Origin of the sequence: Atrimonas thermophila (genome assembly GCF_045864955.1) — a bacterium.
In the GTDB taxonomy this organism is placed as follows: Bacteria; Atribacterota; Atribacteria; order Atribacterales; family Thermatribacteraceae; genus Thermatribacter; species Thermatribacter velox.
Genome location: NZ_AP028803.1, coordinates 1,454,601 through 1,472,258 on the forward strand (window position 1 = coordinate 1,454,601; position 17,658 = coordinate 1,472,258).

Here is a 17,658-nt window from a genome sequence, read left to right on the forward strand (position 1 = left end):
TTTCAACTTAATACAATCGAAATACCATGTACCGAGTCTTGTATTTTCTATATTTTACACTGATATTTTTAGCGTATTTGGTTCCTTATCTTTTTCTTTCCCGCGTTCACCACATATATGGTGCCTTCGTCTTCTGGATAATTTTCGCTATTTTCTGCATAATACTGCTTAAAAGCATAACCGACCGATGGACGGATGAAAACTGAACTCCTGATTCTGGTTCTGGGTATTTACATATTTTGGGGCACACTGATTGCTATCCTCTCCTCTCGAGGAAAAAGCAGAAGCCTCTTTGACTACTTTCTCGGTAGTCGCAAGATTTCTCCACTGGTTAATACCCTTTCTTACAGTGCCACTACCTACAGTGCCTTTATGATGCTGGGTCTCGCCGGGTTAACTTATCGCGCCGGGGTAGGAGCTCTGGGTTTTGAGTTAATCTACCTCTCAGGATTGATACTTGCTGTAATATTCGGACCAAAGTTTTTAAAGTTCAGCAAAGAAAGTGGATGCATAACTCCTGCGGAGTTGCTTTCTTTAAAATATAATCATCCGCTGGCGGGAATCATTTTTGCCTTCACTTCAATGATATTTCTCATACCCTACGCGGCCTCGCAATTAATGGGTATTGGGTATTTACTGGAAATGCTCTCCGGAGGCGAAATAAGCTTTGCAGCTGGACTCGTCATTGCAACCTTACTTGCCTTTCTCTGGACAGAAATTGCTGGCCTTCGTTCAGTAGCCACCACAGATTCCCTTCAAGCTATGATAATGCTTTCAAGCTCGGTAATACTGGTTTTAATCGTTGTGTACAAATATCTTGGGGGCTTTGGGGCAATGATGAACAAACTGGTTATTGATTATCCCCAATGGCTATCAGTGCCAGGAAACGGCTTTTTTTCCTTTCAAACCTTTCTGGGGCTTTCTCTACCCTGGTTTTTCTTTTCCATATCCAATCCCCAGGTATCACAAAGACTCTTTGTCCCTCAAGGACTGAAACAACTTCGTCAAATGATTCTTGGCTTTTCAATATACGGTTTCATCTATACGCTAATCACTATTTTGATAGGCTTTTCAGCCCGCTGCCTTTTCCCACAGCTTGAAAATCCAGATCTGGCCACACCAGCTATATTGTCCCGTCTTAACATCTCACCCTGGATAAGCCTTCTGGTAACCGTGGGTATATTTTCTGCAGCAATCTCAACTATTGATTCAATTTTCCTGACTCTCTCCTCAATGTTCGTCAGGGATATTTTGAAAAGGCATAACCTGCCCGAAAAAGGCCAGCTCATAATAACCAGAAGTTTTATACCCATTTTATGCCTTTTTACTTTTCTATTTGCGATACAAAGAATTAACCTTATAGCACTGCTTTCAGTAGCCTCTTCGGCAGGGTTGATTGCCTCGGTACCTGCAACCATAGGAGCCTTTTACGGAAAGAGGAAAAGATGGCAGGCTGCTTTCTTCAGTATACTTTCTGGAGCCAGTACTTCTTCTATTCTGCAAATAACCGGCCTGAGACCTCTTGGAATGTGGCCTGGGGTATGGACGTTGATAGTCTCAGCAATCGTTTTTTGGGCTTTGAATACCAAAGAAGGTTATGCATGAGGAGCATCCTTGTCTTCAATCAAGGGAACAAAAACGCAACCCCCAAAATACTCGAGCTGCAGAGTTCCATCTTTTCCTTTAGAAGCCCTGACCAGCTCCTGAGAAGCGTAGCTCTTTCCCAGGGGTAAAACTATATATCCTCCTTCACGCAGTTCTTCAACCCAAGCGGGATATATTTTGTCCGAACAGGCACTGATGATTATCTTATCATAAGGAGCAAGTTCTGGAACACCTTTGCTCCCATCCCCAATCACAAAATGAACATTCTCATACCCAAGTCTACGAAGAACTCGTAGAGCTCGTTGAGTAAGAGCAGGTATCCTCTCCACACTAACTACCAAAGCGGCAAGTTCAGCAAGAATCGCGGTTTGATATCCAGAACCCGTGCCAATTTCCAGCACTTTATCGGACGGAGAAATCTCCAGCAATTCTACCATCAACGCCACGATATAGGGTTGAGAAATGGTTTGCCCCTCTCCAATAGGCAAGGGAGAATCCTGATACGCTACAGATATATATTCTTCAGGAACAAAAAGATGACGAGGAACTTTCTTAAATGCTTCCAGCACGCGCTCATTCTTTATACCTCGCGCTACAAGCTGCTCGACCACCATTCGTTCACGTTGCTCAAGAGTCAAAGGAGTATCCCACACGTTCATTAATAACGAACCCTGAAATCCCAGTAAGCCCCGGTGGGGGGTAGCCACTCTTCCCGGGCTTCCCTCACGTAAGCACTGGCTGGTCCTTTTTTCACCTCTTCAAAAAATCTTTTTACTTCCGGCTCTGCTCCTTCAGCAACGACCTCGACGCTTCCATCGGGGAGATTACGCACAAAACCCACCACGTCAAAATCACCAGCTTTTCTCAAAACAAAATACCGATAACCAACGCCCTGAACTCGTCCTTTCAGTACCAGCCGCCCTTGAACCGTCTTTGCTTTATTCATCTCCAACCACACCAACCCTGCTGGCAAGTTCCTCGCAGAGCCTATAGTCTGTCAAATAAGGACGTAAGGGAGTAACCGAAACCCAAGAATGATAAACAGCGAAAAAGTCCGTATTTCGTTGCAAAGTGCGCTCCTTTTTATCTTCCTCGAAAACAAACTCTTTCCATCCTGGCTCAGAAGCGCTTCTTTCCTTGACCACTGTAAAGTAGAAACGATCTCCCAACTCTGTAACAGCAACACCTCTGACCGAAGATAAATCAGGAAGGTCAGGAACATTAACGTTGAGTACCAAATCTCTCTCGCGCTCCAGTATCTCTGAAAAATCTTCCCAAATCTTTACCGCAAAATGTGCAGCCAGCTCATAATTGTTCCAGGAAGAAATTGCAAGTGAAACAGCCAGAGAAGGGATACCTGAAATAGCACCTTCCAGAGCTGCTGCAACCGTACCCGAGTAAAAAACATCAAAACCAAGATTGGGTCCCCGATTAATACCCGAAACCAAGAAATCAACACCATCGTTACAAAAAACGTTTAAACCAAGTATAACTGCATCAACAGGCGTGCCATCGATGGCAAACCCTCTAACACCAGCAATTTCAACTTCTTTGGCGCGGAGAGGTTTATGAGCGGTTATGCTATGACTGGAACAGGAACGTTCGCTAAGTGGTGCCACTACTATGACCTCTGCAATTCTGGAAAAAGCCCGAATCAACGCTTCTATACCTTCGCTCTGGTATCCATCGTCATTAGTGATTAAAATCCGTCGCCTGGACATCAGCTATCCCCCTAATCTACTTGCTATTTCCCTGGCCACCACCACTCCAGAAGCAGAAGCCTGAACCAGTCCTCTGGTTATACCAGCACCATCACCAACCAGAAAGAGGTTTTCAATATCACTTTCTAAATGCCGGTTAAGCTTCACTCGAGAAGAGTAAAACTTAACTTCTACCCCATAAAGCAAGTTATGGGGGGAATTAATGCCTGGGATGAATTTATCCATTGCGTAAATCATTTCGAGGATATCTTGAAGAAAGCGATACGGCAATACAAAGCTAAGGTCGCCGGGGCTCGCACCACGAAGTGTAGGGTTCACCATTGACTTGCGTATGCGATCTTCTGTAGAGCGTCTGCCCATCTGAAGGTCACGCAAACGCTGAATAATGACTCCGCCACTTACTATGTTAGCGAGTTGAGCAACATACCTTCCATAGGCGATGGGCTCGTGAAAAGGAGCAGTAAAATTCGTACTTACCAGAATAGCAAAATTCGTGTTTTGAGTTTTTCTGTTTTCATAGCTGTGTCCGTTCACCGTGATGATACCGTCGTTATATTCAGTAACTACTTCTCCATAAGGACACATACAAAAAGTGCGTACCTTGTCATCAAAGGTTCGTGAATAATAAACCAGCTTCAACTCATACATAATGCGGGTGTAACTTTCCATGACCGAAGCAGGCACCTCAAAGCGTACTCCCAAATCCACAGGGTTGTTTTCAAGCTTAATACCCAGCTTGATGCATTCCCTGCGCAACCAATCAGCACCCACTCTTCCTGGAGCCACTACCACAAACTGACTTTTTATTTCTTCACCATTTTGAAGTTTAATACCTCTCACTCTGCCATTGCTGGCAAGTATCTCTTCAGCTGGCATACCACTGAGAATATCTACCTTCCCACGCAGATATTCCTGCATATTCTTCAAAATCTCTCTACAACGGTCAGTACCCAGATGCCTTACCCGAGAAGGTACCAGAATCAACTCAGCCATCTCAGCCCTGCGACGGAGTTCTTCAACCTTATCTTGGTCATCACCGTAAACCTTCGAAGTTCCGCCAAAACGTTGGTAGATTGAGTCAACATAATTGACAACTTCTCTGAAAAAAGCCGCATCAAGATAAGAATTTAGTTGCCCACCAACCTGATCCGAAAAAGTCAACTTGCCATCGCTAAAGGCTCCAGCTCCACCCCACCCACACAGTAATGAACAGGGTGAACATTTCTGGCATATCCCGCTGTTTAAACGAGCAGGGCAAACCCTCTTTTCAATTTCCTTTCCCCGGTCGACAAGCAACACCTTTAGTTTGCCACGCTCGGAAAGCTCAAGCGCGGTAAATATGCCTGCAGGTCCAGCACCTACAATAACTACATCATAGCCTTTTTCCATTTTTGCCCACCCGATTTTTTGATTTCTTCTAAAATACTCAAAGCAACTTCAAGGGCGTTCTTGCCCTCCTCAAGACCAACCAGGGGACGCTCCCCATTGCGCACACAACGAATAAAATGTTCCAGTTCTAATCGGAGCGGCTCGCCCTTCTGCATAATGGGTTTTTCAATCAGTTGAGGAAAACCCGAAGAAGCTTTTTTATAAACAGCCAGTTCCTGCTCGAGGTAATCGATGGATATGAAAGAATCAATCTGGGTTATTTCCATACGTCTGATTTTTTTACGGGTCACCCGACTAGCGGTAAGGTTAACAATACAGCCATTATCAAAAAGAATCTGGGCACTGGCAATATCCTCCTGTGAAGAGAAAACTGGATAACCAAAAGCCCTTATCTCCACCACTTTACCACTAACAATGCTCATAACTATATCAATATCATGGATCATGAGATCCAGCACGACGCCAACATCGGTGTTGCGATTCGGATAGGGACCCATGCGAGCACATTCAATAAAAATAGGTTGGGTGATGAGTTTAACAAGTTCCATAACAGCAGAGTTAAAACGTTCAATATGGCCAACCTGCAAAACCACCTTCTTGGCGTTGGCCATTTCCATAAGCTCTTTGGCCTCTTCGAGGGTGGTAGTAACCGGCTTCTCAATAAGAATATTGATGCCTGCCTCGATAAAATGACCAGCAATGCTCCTATGCAAAACTGTAGGTACTACTATGCTTACAGCATCTACGAGACCAAAAAGATCGCGATAATCATAAAAAGCACGAGTAAAATAACGTCGAGCGACTTCCTGAGCTCTTGCACGATCAATATCAACAACGCCCACTAACTCTACTCCAGGAAGCTCTGAATAAACCCGCGCATGGTGCTGGCCAAGATAGCCAACACCAACCACGCCTACCCTGACCACTTTCAAAAATTTTCCTCCTTTACCAGCTCAGCAAAATTATTCTCGTTACCTACCAGGAAATTACGAATTGACTCAACAACCTCCCATCGCTCTTCCTCACTGAGGAGCGGATGTACTGGGATTGAAAGCACTTCTTCACATAGCTTCTCTGCCACTGGAAGATGGTAGGCTTTTCCAATCTTTTGCAAAAAAGGTTGCTGATGGAGAGGAAGAGGATAATAAACTTCACAGCCAATGCCTTGAGCAATTAGAAAATCGCGCAAACCATTCCGTTTTTCTTTGACCCTTAAAGTATACTGGTGATATACATGAAAATACCCTTCGGGAACAAAAGGGGTTTCTATCCCAGGTGTATCGGAAAGATGCCGGTCATAAAAACGGGCATTCTCGCGTCGTCTCTGATTGTTTTTATCCAGCTTCCGTAGCTGCACCCTACCAATGGCTGCTCCTATGTCAGTCAACCTGAAATTATAGCCAAGCATCTCATGAATATACCGCTTCTTGCTTCCGTGATTGATGAGCATTCTGCACGTCCTGGCAAGTTCTTCGGAATTGGTAACAATCATACCACCTTCGCCGGCAGTCATGTTTTTAGTAGGATAAAAACTGAAAACACCGGCCTCTCCAAAACCACCCACTTTCTTCCCACAATAAAGAGCCCCATGAGCCTGGGCGCAATCCTCAACCAGGAAAACACCGTATTTTCTGGCCAGAAATCCGACTTCTTCAACAGCACACGGCAAACCAAAAAGATGCACTACAACAATCCCCCGTACATCCGAATCTTGCTTAAGTATATCTTCCAGTCGAGTAGGGTCAATATTAAACGTTTTTTCATCAACATCACAAAAAACAGGTACGCCACCACACTGAAGAATGGCACTGGCTGTAGCCACAAATGTAAAGGGAGTGGTCACCACTTTTGTGCCCTTTGAAACCCCCAGAGCCTTCAAGGCAACAAACAAAGCAGCCGTACCATTCACAGTAGCCACAGCATGAGATACTCCCAGATATTCTGCAAACTCGCTTTCGAAAGCCGCAACTTCTTCTCCTTGAGCCAGATGCCCGGAAGCAAGAACTTTTTGGACAGCTTCCTGCTCTTCTTTTCCTATATCTGGTTTACAAATTGGTATTCTCATCATCAAACCTTCCTCAACACCAAAATTATTTAACCCGTTCTTTAAATTTTAGTTCCCTAATACAATAGTCAACCCCGCCCTTTTTGTCTACCAGCAAAATTTGAAATGTACTGTTGGTAATTTCGATAGGCCTCGAGGGTTTCTTCAATGGCATCACCACCGAATTTTCGGTAGTAGTTTTGAGCCAAAACAAAGGCTAATACGGACTCTGCAACGACCAGCGCCCTTGGAACAGCACAAACATCTGAACGTTCAAAACGAGCTGGAACTTCTTCGAGCGTTGACAAATCGACACTTGGCAATCCCTTTCTCAGAGTTGGTATCGGCTTCATGGCACAGCGTGCCCATAAGAAATCTCCCCAAGTTACTCCACCTTCCAGCCCGCCCGAATAACAACTCCTGCGCACAAAAGGAAATCCCTCTCGAAGGGAATCATAAAATATAGCGTCATGAACTTCACTACCTCTTTTTTGTGCAGAAAGAAAGCCTTCTCCGATTTCTACTCCCTTGATGCCAGGAATACTCATTAAGGCACCAGCAATCTGGGAATCTAACCTGAGTTCAGCCTCTGTATAACTACCCAAGCCTGGAACAAGCCCGCTGGCACCAACCACAAAAGTGCCCCCCAGCGTATCTCCCTCTTCTTTTGCTTTTTCAATTAAACTAATCATTTTCTCTTCTTGCTTCTTATCAAAAGTACGAAGCAAAGAATGAGAAGCCCGCGCAACTTTTTCCAAAAATGTCAAATCGCCTTCTGCACGCACACCACCTATTGATTCCACAAACCCCCCTACTGAAACTCCAAAATATCTGAGAAAAATTTTAGCAAAAGCGCCGGCAACAACTCTACCTACAGTCTCTCGAGCACTGGCTCGTTCAATGACGTTACGAATATCCTTAAATCGATACTTAATCAAACCAGCCAGGTCGGCATGACCCGGCCTGGGTATGGTTACTGGATTATAATCTGGAGGGGGCGATCCTTCGGGAGTCATGACGTCAAGCCAATTCTGGTAATCTTTGTTTTCAACCAGAATCGCAATTGGACTGCCTATAGTCTTGCAAAAACGAATCCCGCTCAAAATCTCCACACGATCTTTCTCCATATCCATGCGAGGGCCAGAACCAAAACCTCTTTGCCTGCGCGCCAGCTCTTCATTTATAAAATTCAGATCTACCTCCATATTGGAGGGAAAGCCACGAATTACTACCACTATACCTTTGCCATGGGACTCTCCTGCAGTGACATACTGAAGCATTTCAAAGCTCCTTCCGTCCATCTTCCAAGGTTTTCAAAAATTTTAGAAGTCTCTGAGTATCTTCACTTTCAAGGATTTCACGTAACTCCATAAGACACTCTTCAAATTTCCAGATTCTTTCAAGTATTTCCTCACGATTCGTCCAAAAGATATCTGCCCACACTTCTGGATTGGAACCCGCAACCCGAATAAAATCTCTAAAATAAGGTCCTGCAAAAGGATACACTTTCTTTTTCTCTCTAAGGATACTCCAGAGGTATGCGTTTGCGATAAAATGTGGCAGATGGCTCACCAAGCAACACACTGTATCATGTTCCTCAGGAGTTAAAAAAAAACCTTGCCACCCAGAAAGTTCACTATTTCGTCAATCAGAACAACTTTCTCCCCCAGTGGGGAAAAGGGGGTTATTAGAACCGGTGCTCCCTTAAAAAGACCGGCTCTGGCCTCATCAAATCCTCCCTTTTCGCTACCCGCCATAGGATGGAAGCCGGCATAAAGGTAATTTTCCAGAAAAGGTTTTATCTGCTTATAGATCCAGCCTCGAGTACTTCCCATGTCTAAAACCAGCGTTTCTCTGGAGAGGACCTCTCGTATTTCAAAAAAAATGCCTGGCACGCTCCGCACAGGAGTTGCTATAAAAACCAGGTCCACATCTTCAGCCGCTTCAGCAGCCGACGAAGCCTGGTAGTGAATAAGCCCTTTTCGTTTCGCTTTCTCAAGGACGGAATAGTTAATATCAAAACCCTTCACAAAACTGCAGCGGGGCCATTTCAGGAAATCCCAGGCCAGAGAAGCCCCCATTAAACCCAAGCCAACAATCCCCACTGAAACAGCCATTTCAAAGCTCCTTCCCCAGGACGGGTAGGATTCTGCGCAGGTGGTCCACAAGCTCAGCAAACATTTCAGGAGTGATGGATTGTGGGCCGTCAGAGAGTGCCTCTATGGGATTGGGGTGAACTTCCACCAGCAAGCCATCAGCCCCAGCAACGATAGCAGCAAGACTCATTGGTATCACCAGGTCGCTCCTGCCTGTTCCATGACTGGGATCAACAACCACCGGAAGATGACTCTGCTTCTTAATGATAGGTACACTGCTTAAATCAAGAGTATTGCGGGTAGACGGCTCAAAAGTCCTTATGCCTCGTTCACACAGAATCACCTGATAATTACCCTGAGCCAAAATATATTCCGCAGACATGAGAAGTTCCTCAATGGTGCTCATCATTCCTCTTTTAAGAAGCACTGGTTTCCTAAGCTTACCTACAGCCTCGAGCAGCCTGAAATTTTGCATGTTGCGAGCACCGATTTGAATAATATCTGCGTACTCCGCCACCAATTCGAGTTCTTCTATACCCAGAGCCTCGGTAACAACAGGAAGACCCGTTTCTTCGCGCGCCTTGGCCAAAAGTTTCAAGCCTTCTTTCCCTAATCCCTGAAAGCTATAAGGAGAAGTACGCGGCTTGAAAGCTCCTCCTCGCAGGATATGTCCACCTGCCTCTTTGACTTTTTGGGCAGTATACATAATCTGTTCCTCGGATTCTACAGCACAGGGACCAGCCATAATGGCTATTTTACCGCCACCGATTCTTACGCCCCCAACCTCTATAACCGTGTCTTGACCTCTGAATTCTCTACTGGAAAGCTTATAGGGCGTAAGAATAGGAACAACTTTTTCTACAAAAGGCAAAACTCCAATTTTTTCCTCAATGTTTGCCTTGCGCTCATCACCTATAGCGCCAATAATGGTACGTTCAACTCCCCGAGATATGTGCACCCCAAAACCCATTATCCTGAGTCGGCGTGCTACTTCTTCAATCTCCTGTTCGCTTGCGCCACTACGCAAAACAATAATCATGGTCTCCCTAAACCCCTTTCTAACCCATGAATCCTGTATAGATTGCCACAGGCAGCTTCTATGTCCTGCCCACGAGAAAGCCTTATCGAAACTTCCATGCCATTCTCTTTTAAAATATTATAAAACTTTTTAACTCTGGCGGGTGATGGCGGTAAAAAAGGCAATCCATCTACCCGATTGCCAGGAATGAGGTTCACAAAAACGTTGAGCCCTCTCAAAAGTTTGACCAGTTCATAAGCATCTTTAATACGGTCGTTTACGCCCTCCCAAAGAGTATATTCGATAGTCACCCGATGACGTACGCGTGTGATGTAAATCTTAAGAGCATCCAGTAGAGATCTCAAGGAGTAAACTCGATTCAATGGTACCAGATAGTCTCGAACCTCTGGAAAAGGGGACTGCAAAGAAACTGCCAAACGCAATTCGGGCCAATCTTCGGCAAGCTTCAAAATAGCAGGAGGAACTCCTACTGTAGAAATAGTGATACGTCTCGCTCCTATGCCCATCCCCCAGGGAGCGTTCAAAGTGAGCAAAGCCTGACAAAGGTTGTCATAGTTCAGCAGTGGTTCACCCATGCCCATGAAAACCAAGTTATCAACTCTTCTATCAAGTTGTTTCGCAACTAACCAAACCTGCCCTACAATCTCCGAAGGCTCCAGATTTCTTTTAAAGCCTACCTGTCCCGTCGCACAAAAGGGACAGCCTACTGGACATCCTACTTGAGAAGATACGCAAACCGTTAATCTATCCCGGTGAGGAATGGCAACAGTTTCAACGCTCATACCGTCAGTTAAAGCTATCAAAAATTTACGGCTTCCATCGCTCGAACTAACGGTTTCTACAACGTGCAGAGAATTCACAACAAATTCCTGGGCCAACTTCTTACGCAAATCTTGGGGAAGATTGGTCATTGTTTCGAAAGAATCAGCTCTCTTCTGATAAACCCACTCAAATATCTGTTGGGCTCTGTAGGTAGGTTCCCCCCAATCTTCAAGAAGAGCAGCGAGGTCTTTGAGTGTAAAATTCATGATGGCGGTTCTTTTGGCTTCCATTCTCGCCTCCGTAAAAGAATGAGTCCGGGAAATCGCAAACATAAAACTTTATAAATAAAACAAGCAATCAAAAACCCAGAAAGACACTGCAATATATCAACCGGAACCTCCACCAGTAAAGCTGGCCAGCCAAAGAGAATGAGAGCACTCAATCCATAACCCCCTACCATTACCAACGCTCCCCAAAAGAAAGCATACCAATCAAGTCTTTCCCTACGAGCTACCAGTTCTCCAATAATGTACCCTTCACCAGCTTTTACCAAAAGAGTAAAAGGAACCCATATCAAATACCCCATTTGCAGATCAGCAAGTACCGAACCCAGCGAAGCAGTAATCGCACCCACGAAAGGCCCCAGAATAGCAGACACAAGAAAAATCACTGCTTCACCAAGATGAAAACCAAAACGGTGTGAAGCGAGAGGTACATGTAAAAGAGTGGCTAAGAAAACCACGACTACACCCAGTGCACTTACCGCAAGCAACAAAGTTTCCTTTCGAATCATAGGAAGGACACGACTTTTTTAGATATTTTACAACAAGCGTCGCCATTTTAAAATACGAGCTTTATTCAGCAAGGCATTACCAGATAGAAATTCCCTACGGGGTTCTAATTTTCTTTCTGATTTTTTCGAAAAAATAAGCGGTGACCCTTTACAAAAGTAAAAAAACTGCGCTTCCTACCATAATGCATGAAATTGATATAGAATTTAAAAGAAAGCGAGTAAAAAGAGAAGGGAATGGTTAAATTGAATAAAAAAGATGTCGAACAGCTTAAAATCAAGCTGATAAAACTGCGAGAGCACCTGCTGAGCGCGGTTGAAAGGGAACAAAACTTTGCCAAAACCAACAACCCCCTCAAAGAATCTCGAGATGAAGGAGATTTTGGACAGGGCACCTTGGACATGGAAATCGAAGTTAGTTCTCTGGAGAGTTTACAAAACATTTTGCAATTGGTAGAAAGAGCTCTTAGAAAGATTGAGAAAGGCACTTACGGTATTTGTGAGCAATGTCGACGCCCCATTAACAAAGCACGCCTCGAAGCTTTGCCCTACGCTACTCTGTGCATGGAGTGCCAAAAAAGCAGTTAAAAGAGAGATAGCTGAAGTGCGAGCGAAAATAAAAAAGGGCAATGCCTTTCCTTTTCAAGGCATTGCCCTACCTAAGCAAAAGAAGTGAGTCAAGTGTGTACCATTTTCTCGAGAACACCCAACCTTTCCTCAAGCACCAAGGGCATTCCAAAACCAAGGTTCTTGGGATACTCCACTCCTCGGTCCAGAACCTGATGCTGGTAATCGGAAATTTTGAAATAATCAACGATGTAACGTTTTGCTTCTTCAATATCAAAAGGCTTGCAAGAAAATACATCCACGTTTAGGTAGCGCTGCTTCGGGAAAGTGTGAATGCTAATATGGCTTTCTGCTATAATCACTATTCCAGATATGCCTGCTTTTTCTCCTTCTTCTCCATACCTGAAAACATAAGGTGGAAGAACTTTGGTCATGTTCATCCTGTCTGGGCACTCATCCAAAAACCTACGCACCAGCTCCACATTACCAAGGAGCTCGGGGTCTTCGCTGTACCCGTCAATCACCAGATGAGTACCCACTTCCAGGATTTTCTTCATGGCTATCCCTCCCTTCCCGTCAATTTTTGAGAAAAATTTCAAAAAAAACAAAAAATTATCTGTTCTTGTTTAGTAAGAACAGATAATTAATTTTACAATAAAAATGGTCACAACCTATTTTTCGAAAAATAGGTTGTGACCATTTTGTCTATATCCGTAAAACAAGTTTTATCGCCTGGCGTAACCTTTTCAAAATGCCGTGCCTCCTTTCGGGGGTTTAACCCGAAATTTAGTTTTTAGAGAGGCACTTCTCCCTTAACAATAGGGAGAGGGCGACTATCACACCTCTTTGGTGCTAAAGTCGAATCCCCATTTCACCTCCTGAATAAACAAAACAAGCAAAGCTAATTATAAATCTTTTCAAAAACTTGTCAAGAAATATAAGAATAATTTAGCTTAACAAAAAAGAAATAGCTGCTTCCTCCCAGAATCACAAGGCTTTTTACCATCAATCAATAAAAACGGCAAAGCTTTTTTAACACGGATTCCCATTTTTTTTAAAGAGGAAATATCCGCAATTTTCCCTTTTTTTCTGGCTTCGACAATTCGCCTTGCAGAAAGCGGACCTATGCCAGGTACTTTAAGTAAATCACCAAAAGAAGCTTTATTAACCTCAACCGGGAAAAACTCTGGATGCCTTAAAGCCCAGAGAGTTTTGGGGTCCTGATCCAGGGGAAGATTGCCGTCTTCAGAAAAGTAAATTTCATCCAGAGAAAACTGATATCTTCGCAAAAGATAATCTACTTGATACAGGCGCACTTCTCGCCAGGAGCTAACTGCTGGTCTGCCGGAGAAAGGAGTCCCCCAAACAGGTTGAAACGCACTGTAATAAACTCTGGCCAGGCAGAATTTTCTATAGAGCAAAAAAGCCGTGCCCAAAATCTCTCTATCTTTTTCTGTGCTTCCCCCGACTACAAACTGTGTGGTAATCCCAGCTGGAGCACACAAGCCCTTTCTTCGCAAATCAGAAAGCAGTGAAAAAAGGCCCATAATCCTGGAAAAACTCTTCTGAGGAGCTATTGCAGACAAGTAATTAGGATTGGGAGCCTCAAGGTTCACTGACACTCGAGTAGCAAGGCACACCGCTTCCTCTATGTAATCTCGCGTGGCTTCAGGCAAAATTTTTAAGTGAATATACCCCTTAAAATGAAACTTTTTACGGAGCATCTCGACAGTTTTCAACATTTCGTTCATCGTCCAGGTGGGGTCCCGGGAAACCGCAGAACTGAGGAAAAGGCCCTTAACCAGACCTTTCTGCCACAAACGGAGAAACAACGCAACCAGCTCTTCTGCTTTCAACGAAGTCCTGCGAAATGGCGAACCAGCACGATTTGCGCAATAAAAACAATCATGCACACAATCATTGGAAAGTAAAATTTTGAGAACTTTAACTACCCTTCCATCAGGGAGAGATACCGGATAAATCCACCCTCCCTGTGGATTGCTCTTTCGTGAAGGCTGTCCAAAGCAAGAGCCACAAAGATCAAAGCGTGCGCTATCTGCAAGCAACCTGACTTTGCCATCCAGATCCAAAAAACACCACCCCGTATTTCGGCACGCAAATTGAGTCCATTCAAATTATAACTCACCTTCACAAACAAATTTGACAGCACAAATTAAGCTATATAAAATTAAATCGAGGTGCGCCCGTAGCTCAAAGGATAGAGCGGCGGTCTCCTAAACCGCAGGTTGAGGGTTCGACTCCCTCTGGGCGCACCAGAAGACTAAGCTGTAATATTTCCTTAAATTTCTTATGCTCTCACTCTTGCCCCAAAGAATTCCAGGGGGTTATCCCAGAGAATCCTTTTTCCTATTTCATAGGCCTGGTTCTTTGAAATATATCTCCTGGTAACCATTCCCCCAAGGACCCGGGCATCAGCAAAGATGGAAAACTGGATTCAAGCAAAAGGCATCTGATCAAGGTTCGCTCTCCCAGTATACACTGAATTGGGTCAATAATTCTGTCAAAATGGTACAAAGCATTTCTCTCCATCTCCTAAAACTTCGACGAGCTCGCTATGAAGAGCTTGTTTTTCCGGTAAAATATCTTTAGTCAATCCTAAAATGATTAAAAAGGTAAAAGAACAATGCCAACACAAATATTCCGCAACGAAGACGTCCAAAAAATTATTGTGGAAATACCTGAAAACCACAAACACATCCGCACCACAATAGTCCTGAGCAATGGAATAGAACTGGTCTTTCAAGAAGCAACCATAGCTAACCTGGTTAGAGCCTTTCTAACCCTGAAAACCCATCCCTTTTCTACAAAAATAACGCTCGTTGGTAGAAAAGTCAGTGGTCAAAAAGAAGGTTACGCAGGATGGCAACTCCTCGAAATAGATCAATCCCCAGAAGGTGAGAAACAAAAACCTTAAAAGTCATTCCTTTAACCTCTTTCTGTAAAGAGCAAATTTTTTATAAGGAACGCCCCCCAGAGATTCTGCTTCTCTGCACATTTTCACATTTTTAGCATTTATGGAAGAACCTTCAGCAAATACATAACCTCTTTTGCGTACTTCTTTAAAAATCTCCCATAAAAGTGCCGCAGGAACACCTTTCCCCTGGTATTGCGGGATTACAAAGAGGAGAAAAGCCCTACCCCGATTAATTTGGTGTCTACCCAGGAGAAAAGTTAACCAACCCAGAGGAAGAAGTTTCCCTTTCATCTTCTTGAGAACCTGGTTGTAATCAGGGATAGCCACTGCAAAGCCCACTGGCTCTTCCCCAGCCCAGGCAATTTGAGCAAAATTGGGAGGAATAAACTTCTTGAATTCTTTTGCCATACGGCTGAGCTCCTCTACGGCAGGCGGAACAAGATAATCATATTCAAGGGAAATAAGGGATTGTGCCAAAATGCTTTGAATGGCTCTAACTTCTCTATCAAACTCGGCATAATTAATGGGCCTGACCTTGAAATTAAATTTGCTTTTAGCATACTCTATAGCACGCTGGCAACTATCAAAGGGCATTCGCTCAAGGTCATAACGATAAGCTACAAAGGTATGATACTTTTCAAAACCGTATTCCTCGAAAAAACTCACATACCAGGGAGGATTAAAGGGAGTGAAAATGAGGGGAGGATCCTCAAAATTCTCGATGAGCAAACCCCTGAAATCATCACCGTTGGTAGGTGAGAGCGGACCTATAAAAGCATCCACTTTGCGTTTTTTGAGCCAATCCTCAGCAACGACAAAAAGCGCATTGGCTACCTCTTTACTATTGATGCACTCAAAAAGGGTGATATAACCTTCTTTTTTCTTCCTGAAATGATTGAATTTCTCGTCAATGCCCACTGCAATTCTTCCCACAACCTCCCTGCCTTCCAAAGCGAGGTAGAAAGCATGTGGGCCACTTTGAAAAAGAGGACTCTCTGCGTTTTGAATTATCCTTCTCATTTCACTTAAAAGAGGGGGAACCCACAGTGGATTGTTCTCATAAAGCAGGAAGGGAAATTTAATAAATGCCTGCTTCTCCTTTCTGGTTTTTGCTTCTTTTATTTCCACAAATCGACAACTCCCGATAAAGCTTTGAATATCTTAAAGATAATACCTTTATCATGGAACAATGACAATATCAACCGTTTACCCTGAAGTCGATTTACTCGATAAGGCAAAGTGCATAGTAATTGGCTTTACAGTCTCTGGAACGTACTACTTCAATGGGGAAACCAAATTTGCTAACCGTAGCATAAACGTCAATACCACAGGCTTCCATAGAAGGACGAGCTTTTTCGGGGTAACGACAGGGATACTCACAAGAGCACTCACCACATAACTCGCAAGGCCCTGAAGGCATGGCAAAAGCTTTGTAGTATCCTTCGAGGAATAGAGTTCTCTCCAAATCTGCACAAATTTTTCTCAACTCTTGGTAATCTTCCGGCTTCCACAATAGCACAGCTGAAGAGAAGCACTCAAGAATTCGCCGCGTCTTCTCAGGCTCGGGAGCATAAGGAGGACAGGTAAGACACTGGGCATACCCATCACAACCATACTGACATTTCAATCTAACCCACTCTCCCACAACCACTTCTTTGGGGTCTATTAGTCGATATTTTTTGACCTTATCACCGAGAAATTCTCTCAAAATGAAGTCCAGAGACTTATGCATATCCAAAGCCTCCTTCAAAGAGCAGCTTTGCTATCTCTATTTAAGATCAAGTATACAAGGCAAATGATCGGAAGCCTCAAGCACATAGGAGAATTCCTCAGGATAAATATGGTCAACTCTTTTAAACCTGGAATACGTTTTCTGGCTAAGCAAAAAATAATCCAGAAGAGCTGGAGGATAATCTGTGCTCTTTTCACTCCAGAGCTTACCACTGGTGTCCCTATCCGGATGCAAAAGAGTAACATTGTACAGCCTGGTCTTAGTTCCGTTCACTTCAAAATCACGCTGAAGCAACTCTATAAGGTCTGGGACACCAGCTGCTTTTTCCTGTTTGCTTAAACCAGGAACATCGTTAAAATCACCAAAAATCACCAATTCAGCATCGGGATTTTGGGAAAGTTCCTCTCGAACAAGCTCAAGAAGTCTTCTTCCCTGCGCGTCCCTTTTCCGAGCAGAATCGCCGGCATTATCCTCAACTTGAGACTTAAAATGAACCAGGAAAAAGGTAATTTCGTCATCTCCCCGCGATATTCTGGCTTTTAGAACACCCCTACTGCTGAAAGTACGAGGCTCCAAAAGCTCCATGGACTCCACTTTCCAATCTTTCCTGACCAGAAAACCCAGGGGTATACCTGCAGTTCTTGAATCCGTAGCTCGAAAACTGAAACACCGGTAACGATTTCCCAGGAATCTTTCGTTTAAAAAAATAAGTTCAGCAAGTCCTGCACTTTCTAAAATACCCACCACATCTGGATTAAATCTGTTTATCACAAAGGACGCATCGGCAATTCTTGCTAAATCTTTAAAAGAAAGGGAAGCGCCTTCTTCAAAATATATTTCCGGTTCACCATCAAAGGACAACCAGAAATTCTTAAGATTGTAGTTCATTATACGAACATCAGCAAAGAGCGAAGGGACAGAACCCACAATAAACAAAAGTAAAAATATGCAAATAAACGAATGAATTATAATCTTCCC

The 17,658-nt window shown here is 43.8% G+C and carries 19 protein-coding genes, 1 tRNA gene and 1 pseudogene; 4 read left to right on the top strand and 17 right to left on the bottom strand.

Features of this window, described 5'->3' with window-relative positions:
• Window positions 1–195 precede the first annotated feature (195 nt).
• Complete coding sequence (locus ACKTT1_RS07670) at window positions 196–1,605, top strand: sodium:solute symporter family protein (protein ID WP_412709186.1); 1,410 nt, start codon at window positions 196–198, stop codon at window positions 1,603–1,605.
• Here the strand turns inward: ACKTT1_RS07670 and ACKTT1_RS07675 are convergent.
• The 12 genes and pseudogenes from ACKTT1_RS07675 to ACKTT1_RS07730 form a co-directional block, all read right to left on the bottom strand.
• A complete protein-coding gene (locus tag ACKTT1_RS07675) occupies window positions 1,596–2,264 on the bottom strand; it encodes a protein-L-isoaspartate(D-aspartate) O-methyltransferase (protein ID WP_412709187.1) in 669 nt (222 codons plus the stop codon). The genes ACKTT1_RS07670 and ACKTT1_RS07675 overlap by 10 nt on opposite strands.
• Complete coding sequence (locus tag ACKTT1_RS07680) at window positions 2,264–2,551, bottom strand: acylphosphatase (protein ID WP_412709188.1); 288 nt, start codon at window positions 2,549–2,551, stop codon at window positions 2,264–2,266. The genes ACKTT1_RS07675 and ACKTT1_RS07680 overlap by 1 nt, the downstream gene beginning before the upstream one ends.
• The gene (gene surE / locus ACKTT1_RS07685; RefSeq protein ID WP_412709189.1) at window positions 2,544–3,326 is read right to left on the bottom strand and encodes a 5'/3'-nucleotidase SurE; all 783 of its coding nucleotides are present in this window, start codon (window positions 3,324–3,326) and stop codon (window positions 2,544–2,546) included. Before surE ends, ACKTT1_RS07680 begins: the two co-directional genes overlap by 8 nt.
• A 3-nt stretch (window positions 3,327–3,329) precedes the next feature.
• On the bottom strand, window positions 3,330–4,715 hold the full coding sequence (locus tag ACKTT1_RS07690; RefSeq protein WP_369018941.1) for an NAD(P)/FAD-dependent oxidoreductase: 1,386 nt from the start codon (window positions 4,713–4,715) through the stop codon (window positions 3,330–3,332).
• The gene (locus ACKTT1_RS07695; RefSeq protein WP_412710571.1) at window positions 4,694–5,641 is read right to left on the bottom strand and encodes a Gfo/Idh/MocA family oxidoreductase; all 948 of its coding nucleotides are present in this window, start codon (window positions 5,639–5,641) and stop codon (window positions 4,694–4,696) included. The genes ACKTT1_RS07690 and ACKTT1_RS07695 overlap by 22 nt, the downstream gene beginning before the upstream one ends.
• 2 nt (window positions 5,642–5,643) lie before the next feature.
• Window positions 5,644–6,783, bottom strand: a complete 1,140-nt coding sequence (locus ACKTT1_RS07700) for a DegT/DnrJ/EryC1/StrS family aminotransferase (protein ID WP_412709190.1) — start codon at window positions 6,781–6,783, stop codon at window positions 5,644–5,646.
• A 65-nt stretch (window positions 6,784–6,848) separates the two neighbouring features.
• A complete protein-coding gene (gene aroC / locus ACKTT1_RS07705; RefSeq protein WP_412709191.1) occupies window positions 6,849–8,039 on the bottom strand; it encodes a chorismate synthase in 1,191 nt (396 codons plus the stop codon).
• Between the two features lies 1 nt (window position 8,040).
• Window positions 8,041–8,352: pseudogene (locus ACKTT1_RS07710) on the bottom strand (prephenate dehydrogenase dimerization domain-containing protein); the annotation flags it as partial.
• A gap of 11 nt (window positions 8,353–8,363) precedes the next feature.
• Window positions 8,364–8,876, bottom strand: a complete 513-nt coding sequence (locus ACKTT1_RS07715; protein WP_412709192.1) for a prephenate dehydrogenase/arogenate dehydrogenase family protein — start codon at window positions 8,874–8,876, stop codon at window positions 8,364–8,366.
• A gap of 1 nt (window position 8,877) precedes the next feature.
• A complete protein-coding gene (gene aroF / locus ACKTT1_RS07720) occupies window positions 8,878–9,894 on the bottom strand; it encodes a 3-deoxy-7-phosphoheptulonate synthase (RefSeq protein WP_412709193.1) in 1,017 nt (338 codons plus the stop codon).
• Window positions 9,891–10,946, bottom strand: a complete 1,056-nt coding sequence (gene rlmN / locus ACKTT1_RS07725) for a 23S rRNA (adenine(2503)-C(2))-methyltransferase RlmN (RefSeq protein ID WP_412709194.1) — start codon at window positions 10,944–10,946, stop codon at window positions 9,891–9,893. The genes aroF and rlmN overlap by 4 nt, the downstream gene beginning before the upstream one ends.
• Window positions 10,919–11,449, bottom strand: coding sequence for an ECF transporter S component (locus tag ACKTT1_RS07730; RefSeq protein WP_412709195.1), 531 nt, complete (start codon window positions 11,447–11,449; stop codon window positions 10,919–10,921). The genes rlmN and ACKTT1_RS07730 overlap by 28 nt, the downstream gene beginning before the upstream one ends.
• Before the next feature lie 243 nt (window positions 11,450–11,692).
• Here ACKTT1_RS07730 and ACKTT1_RS07735 point away from each other — a divergent pair, with 243 nt between their 5' ends.
• Window positions 11,693–12,034: a TraR/DksA family transcriptional regulator gene (locus ACKTT1_RS07735; RefSeq protein ID WP_412709196.1), complete on the top strand. Its 342-nt coding sequence runs from the start codon at window positions 11,693–11,695 to the stop codon at window positions 12,032–12,034.
• Between the two features lie 89 nt (window positions 12,035–12,123).
• Here ACKTT1_RS07735 and speD read toward each other — a convergent pair whose 3' ends face one another.
• Both speD and ACKTT1_RS07745 read right to left on the bottom strand, forming a co-directional pair.
• Entirely contained in the window at window positions 12,124–12,570 is a 447-nt protein-coding gene (gene speD / locus ACKTT1_RS07740) for an adenosylmethionine decarboxylase (RefSeq protein WP_369018932.1), read from the bottom strand.
• Window positions 12,571–12,966: 396 nt separating this feature from the next.
• Entirely contained in the window at window positions 12,967–14,103 is a 1,137-nt protein-coding gene (locus ACKTT1_RS07745; protein ID WP_412709197.1) for a radical SAM protein, read from the bottom strand.
• A 110-nt stretch (window positions 14,104–14,213) separates the two neighbouring features.
• Between ACKTT1_RS07745 and ACKTT1_RS07750 the strand changes: the two genes are divergently transcribed.
• Both ACKTT1_RS07750 and ACKTT1_RS07755 read left to right on the top strand, forming a co-directional pair.
• A tRNA-Arg gene (locus ACKTT1_RS07750) sits at window positions 14,214–14,289 on the top strand.
• A gap of 368 nt (window positions 14,290–14,657) precedes the next feature.
• Window positions 14,658–14,948 carry a hypothetical protein gene (locus ACKTT1_RS07755; RefSeq protein ID WP_369018929.1) on the top strand — a complete coding sequence of 97 codons (291 nt, stop codon included), beginning with the start codon at window positions 14,658–14,660 and terminating at the stop codon, window positions 14,946–14,948.
• A gap of 3 nt (window positions 14,949–14,951) precedes the next feature.
• On the opposite strand, the gene ACKTT1_RS07760 is transcribed toward ACKTT1_RS07755, so the two are convergent.
• The 3 genes from ACKTT1_RS07760 to ACKTT1_RS07770 all read right to left on the bottom strand — a co-directional run bounded on the left by ACKTT1_RS07760 (window position 14,952) and on the right by ACKTT1_RS07770 (window position 17,568).
• Window positions 14,952–16,076, bottom strand: coding sequence for a GNAT family N-acetyltransferase (locus ACKTT1_RS07760; RefSeq protein ID WP_369018928.1), 1,125 nt, complete (start codon window positions 16,074–16,076; stop codon window positions 14,952–14,954).
• 94 nt (window positions 16,077–16,170) lie between these two features.
• Window positions 16,171–16,680 carry a DUF2284 domain-containing protein gene (locus ACKTT1_RS07765; RefSeq protein WP_369018927.1) on the bottom strand — a complete coding sequence of 170 codons (510 nt, stop codon included), beginning with the start codon at window positions 16,678–16,680 and terminating at the stop codon, window positions 16,171–16,173.
• A gap of 36 nt (window positions 16,681–16,716) precedes the next feature.
• On the bottom strand, window positions 16,717–17,568 hold the full coding sequence (locus ACKTT1_RS07770) for an endonuclease/exonuclease/phosphatase family protein (protein WP_412709198.1): 852 nt from the start codon (window positions 17,566–17,568) through the stop codon (window positions 16,717–16,719).
• Window positions 17,569–17,658 lie beyond the last annotated feature (90 nt).

Bases quoted from the DNA above. Each gene is read 5' to 3' on its own strand.
- ACKTT1_RS07670 (WP_412709186.1), top strand. From the start codon at position 196: ATGAAAACTGAACTCCTGATTCTGGTTCTGGGTATTTACATATTTTGG.
- ACKTT1_RS07675 (WP_412709187.1), bottom strand. From the start codon at position 2,264: ATGAACGTGTGGGATACTCCTTTGACTCTTGAGCAACGTGAACGAATG.
- ACKTT1_RS07680 (WP_412709188.1), bottom strand. From the start codon at position 2,551: ATGAATAAAGCAAAGACGGTTCAAGGGCGGCTGGTACTGAAAGGACGA.
- surE (WP_412709189.1), bottom strand. From the start codon at position 3,326: ATGTCCAGGCGACGGATTTTAATCACTAATGACGATGGATACCAGAGC.
- ACKTT1_RS07690 (WP_369018941.1), bottom strand. From the start codon at position 4,715: ATGGAAAAAGGCTATGATGTAGTTATTGTAGGTGCTGGACCTGCAGGC.
- ACKTT1_RS07700 (WP_412709190.1), bottom strand. From the start codon at position 6,783: ATGATGAGAATACCAATTTGTAAACCAGATATAGGAAAAGAAGAGCAG.
- aroC (WP_412709191.1), bottom strand. From the start codon at position 8,039: ATGCTTCAGTATGTCACTGCAGGAGAGTCCCATGGCAAAGGTATAGTG.
- ACKTT1_RS07715 (WP_412709192.1), bottom strand. From the start codon at position 8,876: ATGGCTGTTTCAGTGGGGATTGTTGGCTTGGGTTTAATGGGGGCTTCT.
- aroF (WP_412709193.1), bottom strand. From the start codon at position 9,894: ATGATTATTGTTTTGCGTAGTGGCGCAAGCGAACAGGAGATTGAAGAA.
- rlmN (WP_412709194.1), bottom strand. From the start codon at position 10,946: ATGGAAGCCAAAAGAACCGCCATCATGAATTTTACACTCAAAGACCTC.
- ACKTT1_RS07730 (WP_412709195.1), bottom strand. From the start codon at position 11,449: ATGATTCGAAAGGAAACTTTGTTGCTTGCGGTAAGTGCACTGGGTGTA.
- speD (WP_369018932.1), bottom strand. From the start codon at position 12,570: ATGAAGAAAATCCTGGAAGTGGGTACTCATCTGGTGATTGACGGGTAC.
- ACKTT1_RS07755 (WP_369018929.1), top strand. From the start codon at position 14,658: ATGCCAACACAAATATTCCGCAACGAAGACGTCCAAAAAATTATTGTG.
- ACKTT1_RS07765 (WP_369018927.1), bottom strand. From the start codon at position 16,680: ATGCATAAGTCTCTGGACTTCATTTTGAGAGAATTTCTCGGTGATAAG.
- ACKTT1_RS07770 (WP_412709198.1), bottom strand. From the start codon at position 17,568: ATGAACTACAATCTTAAGAATTTCTGGTTGTCCTTTGATGGTGAACCG.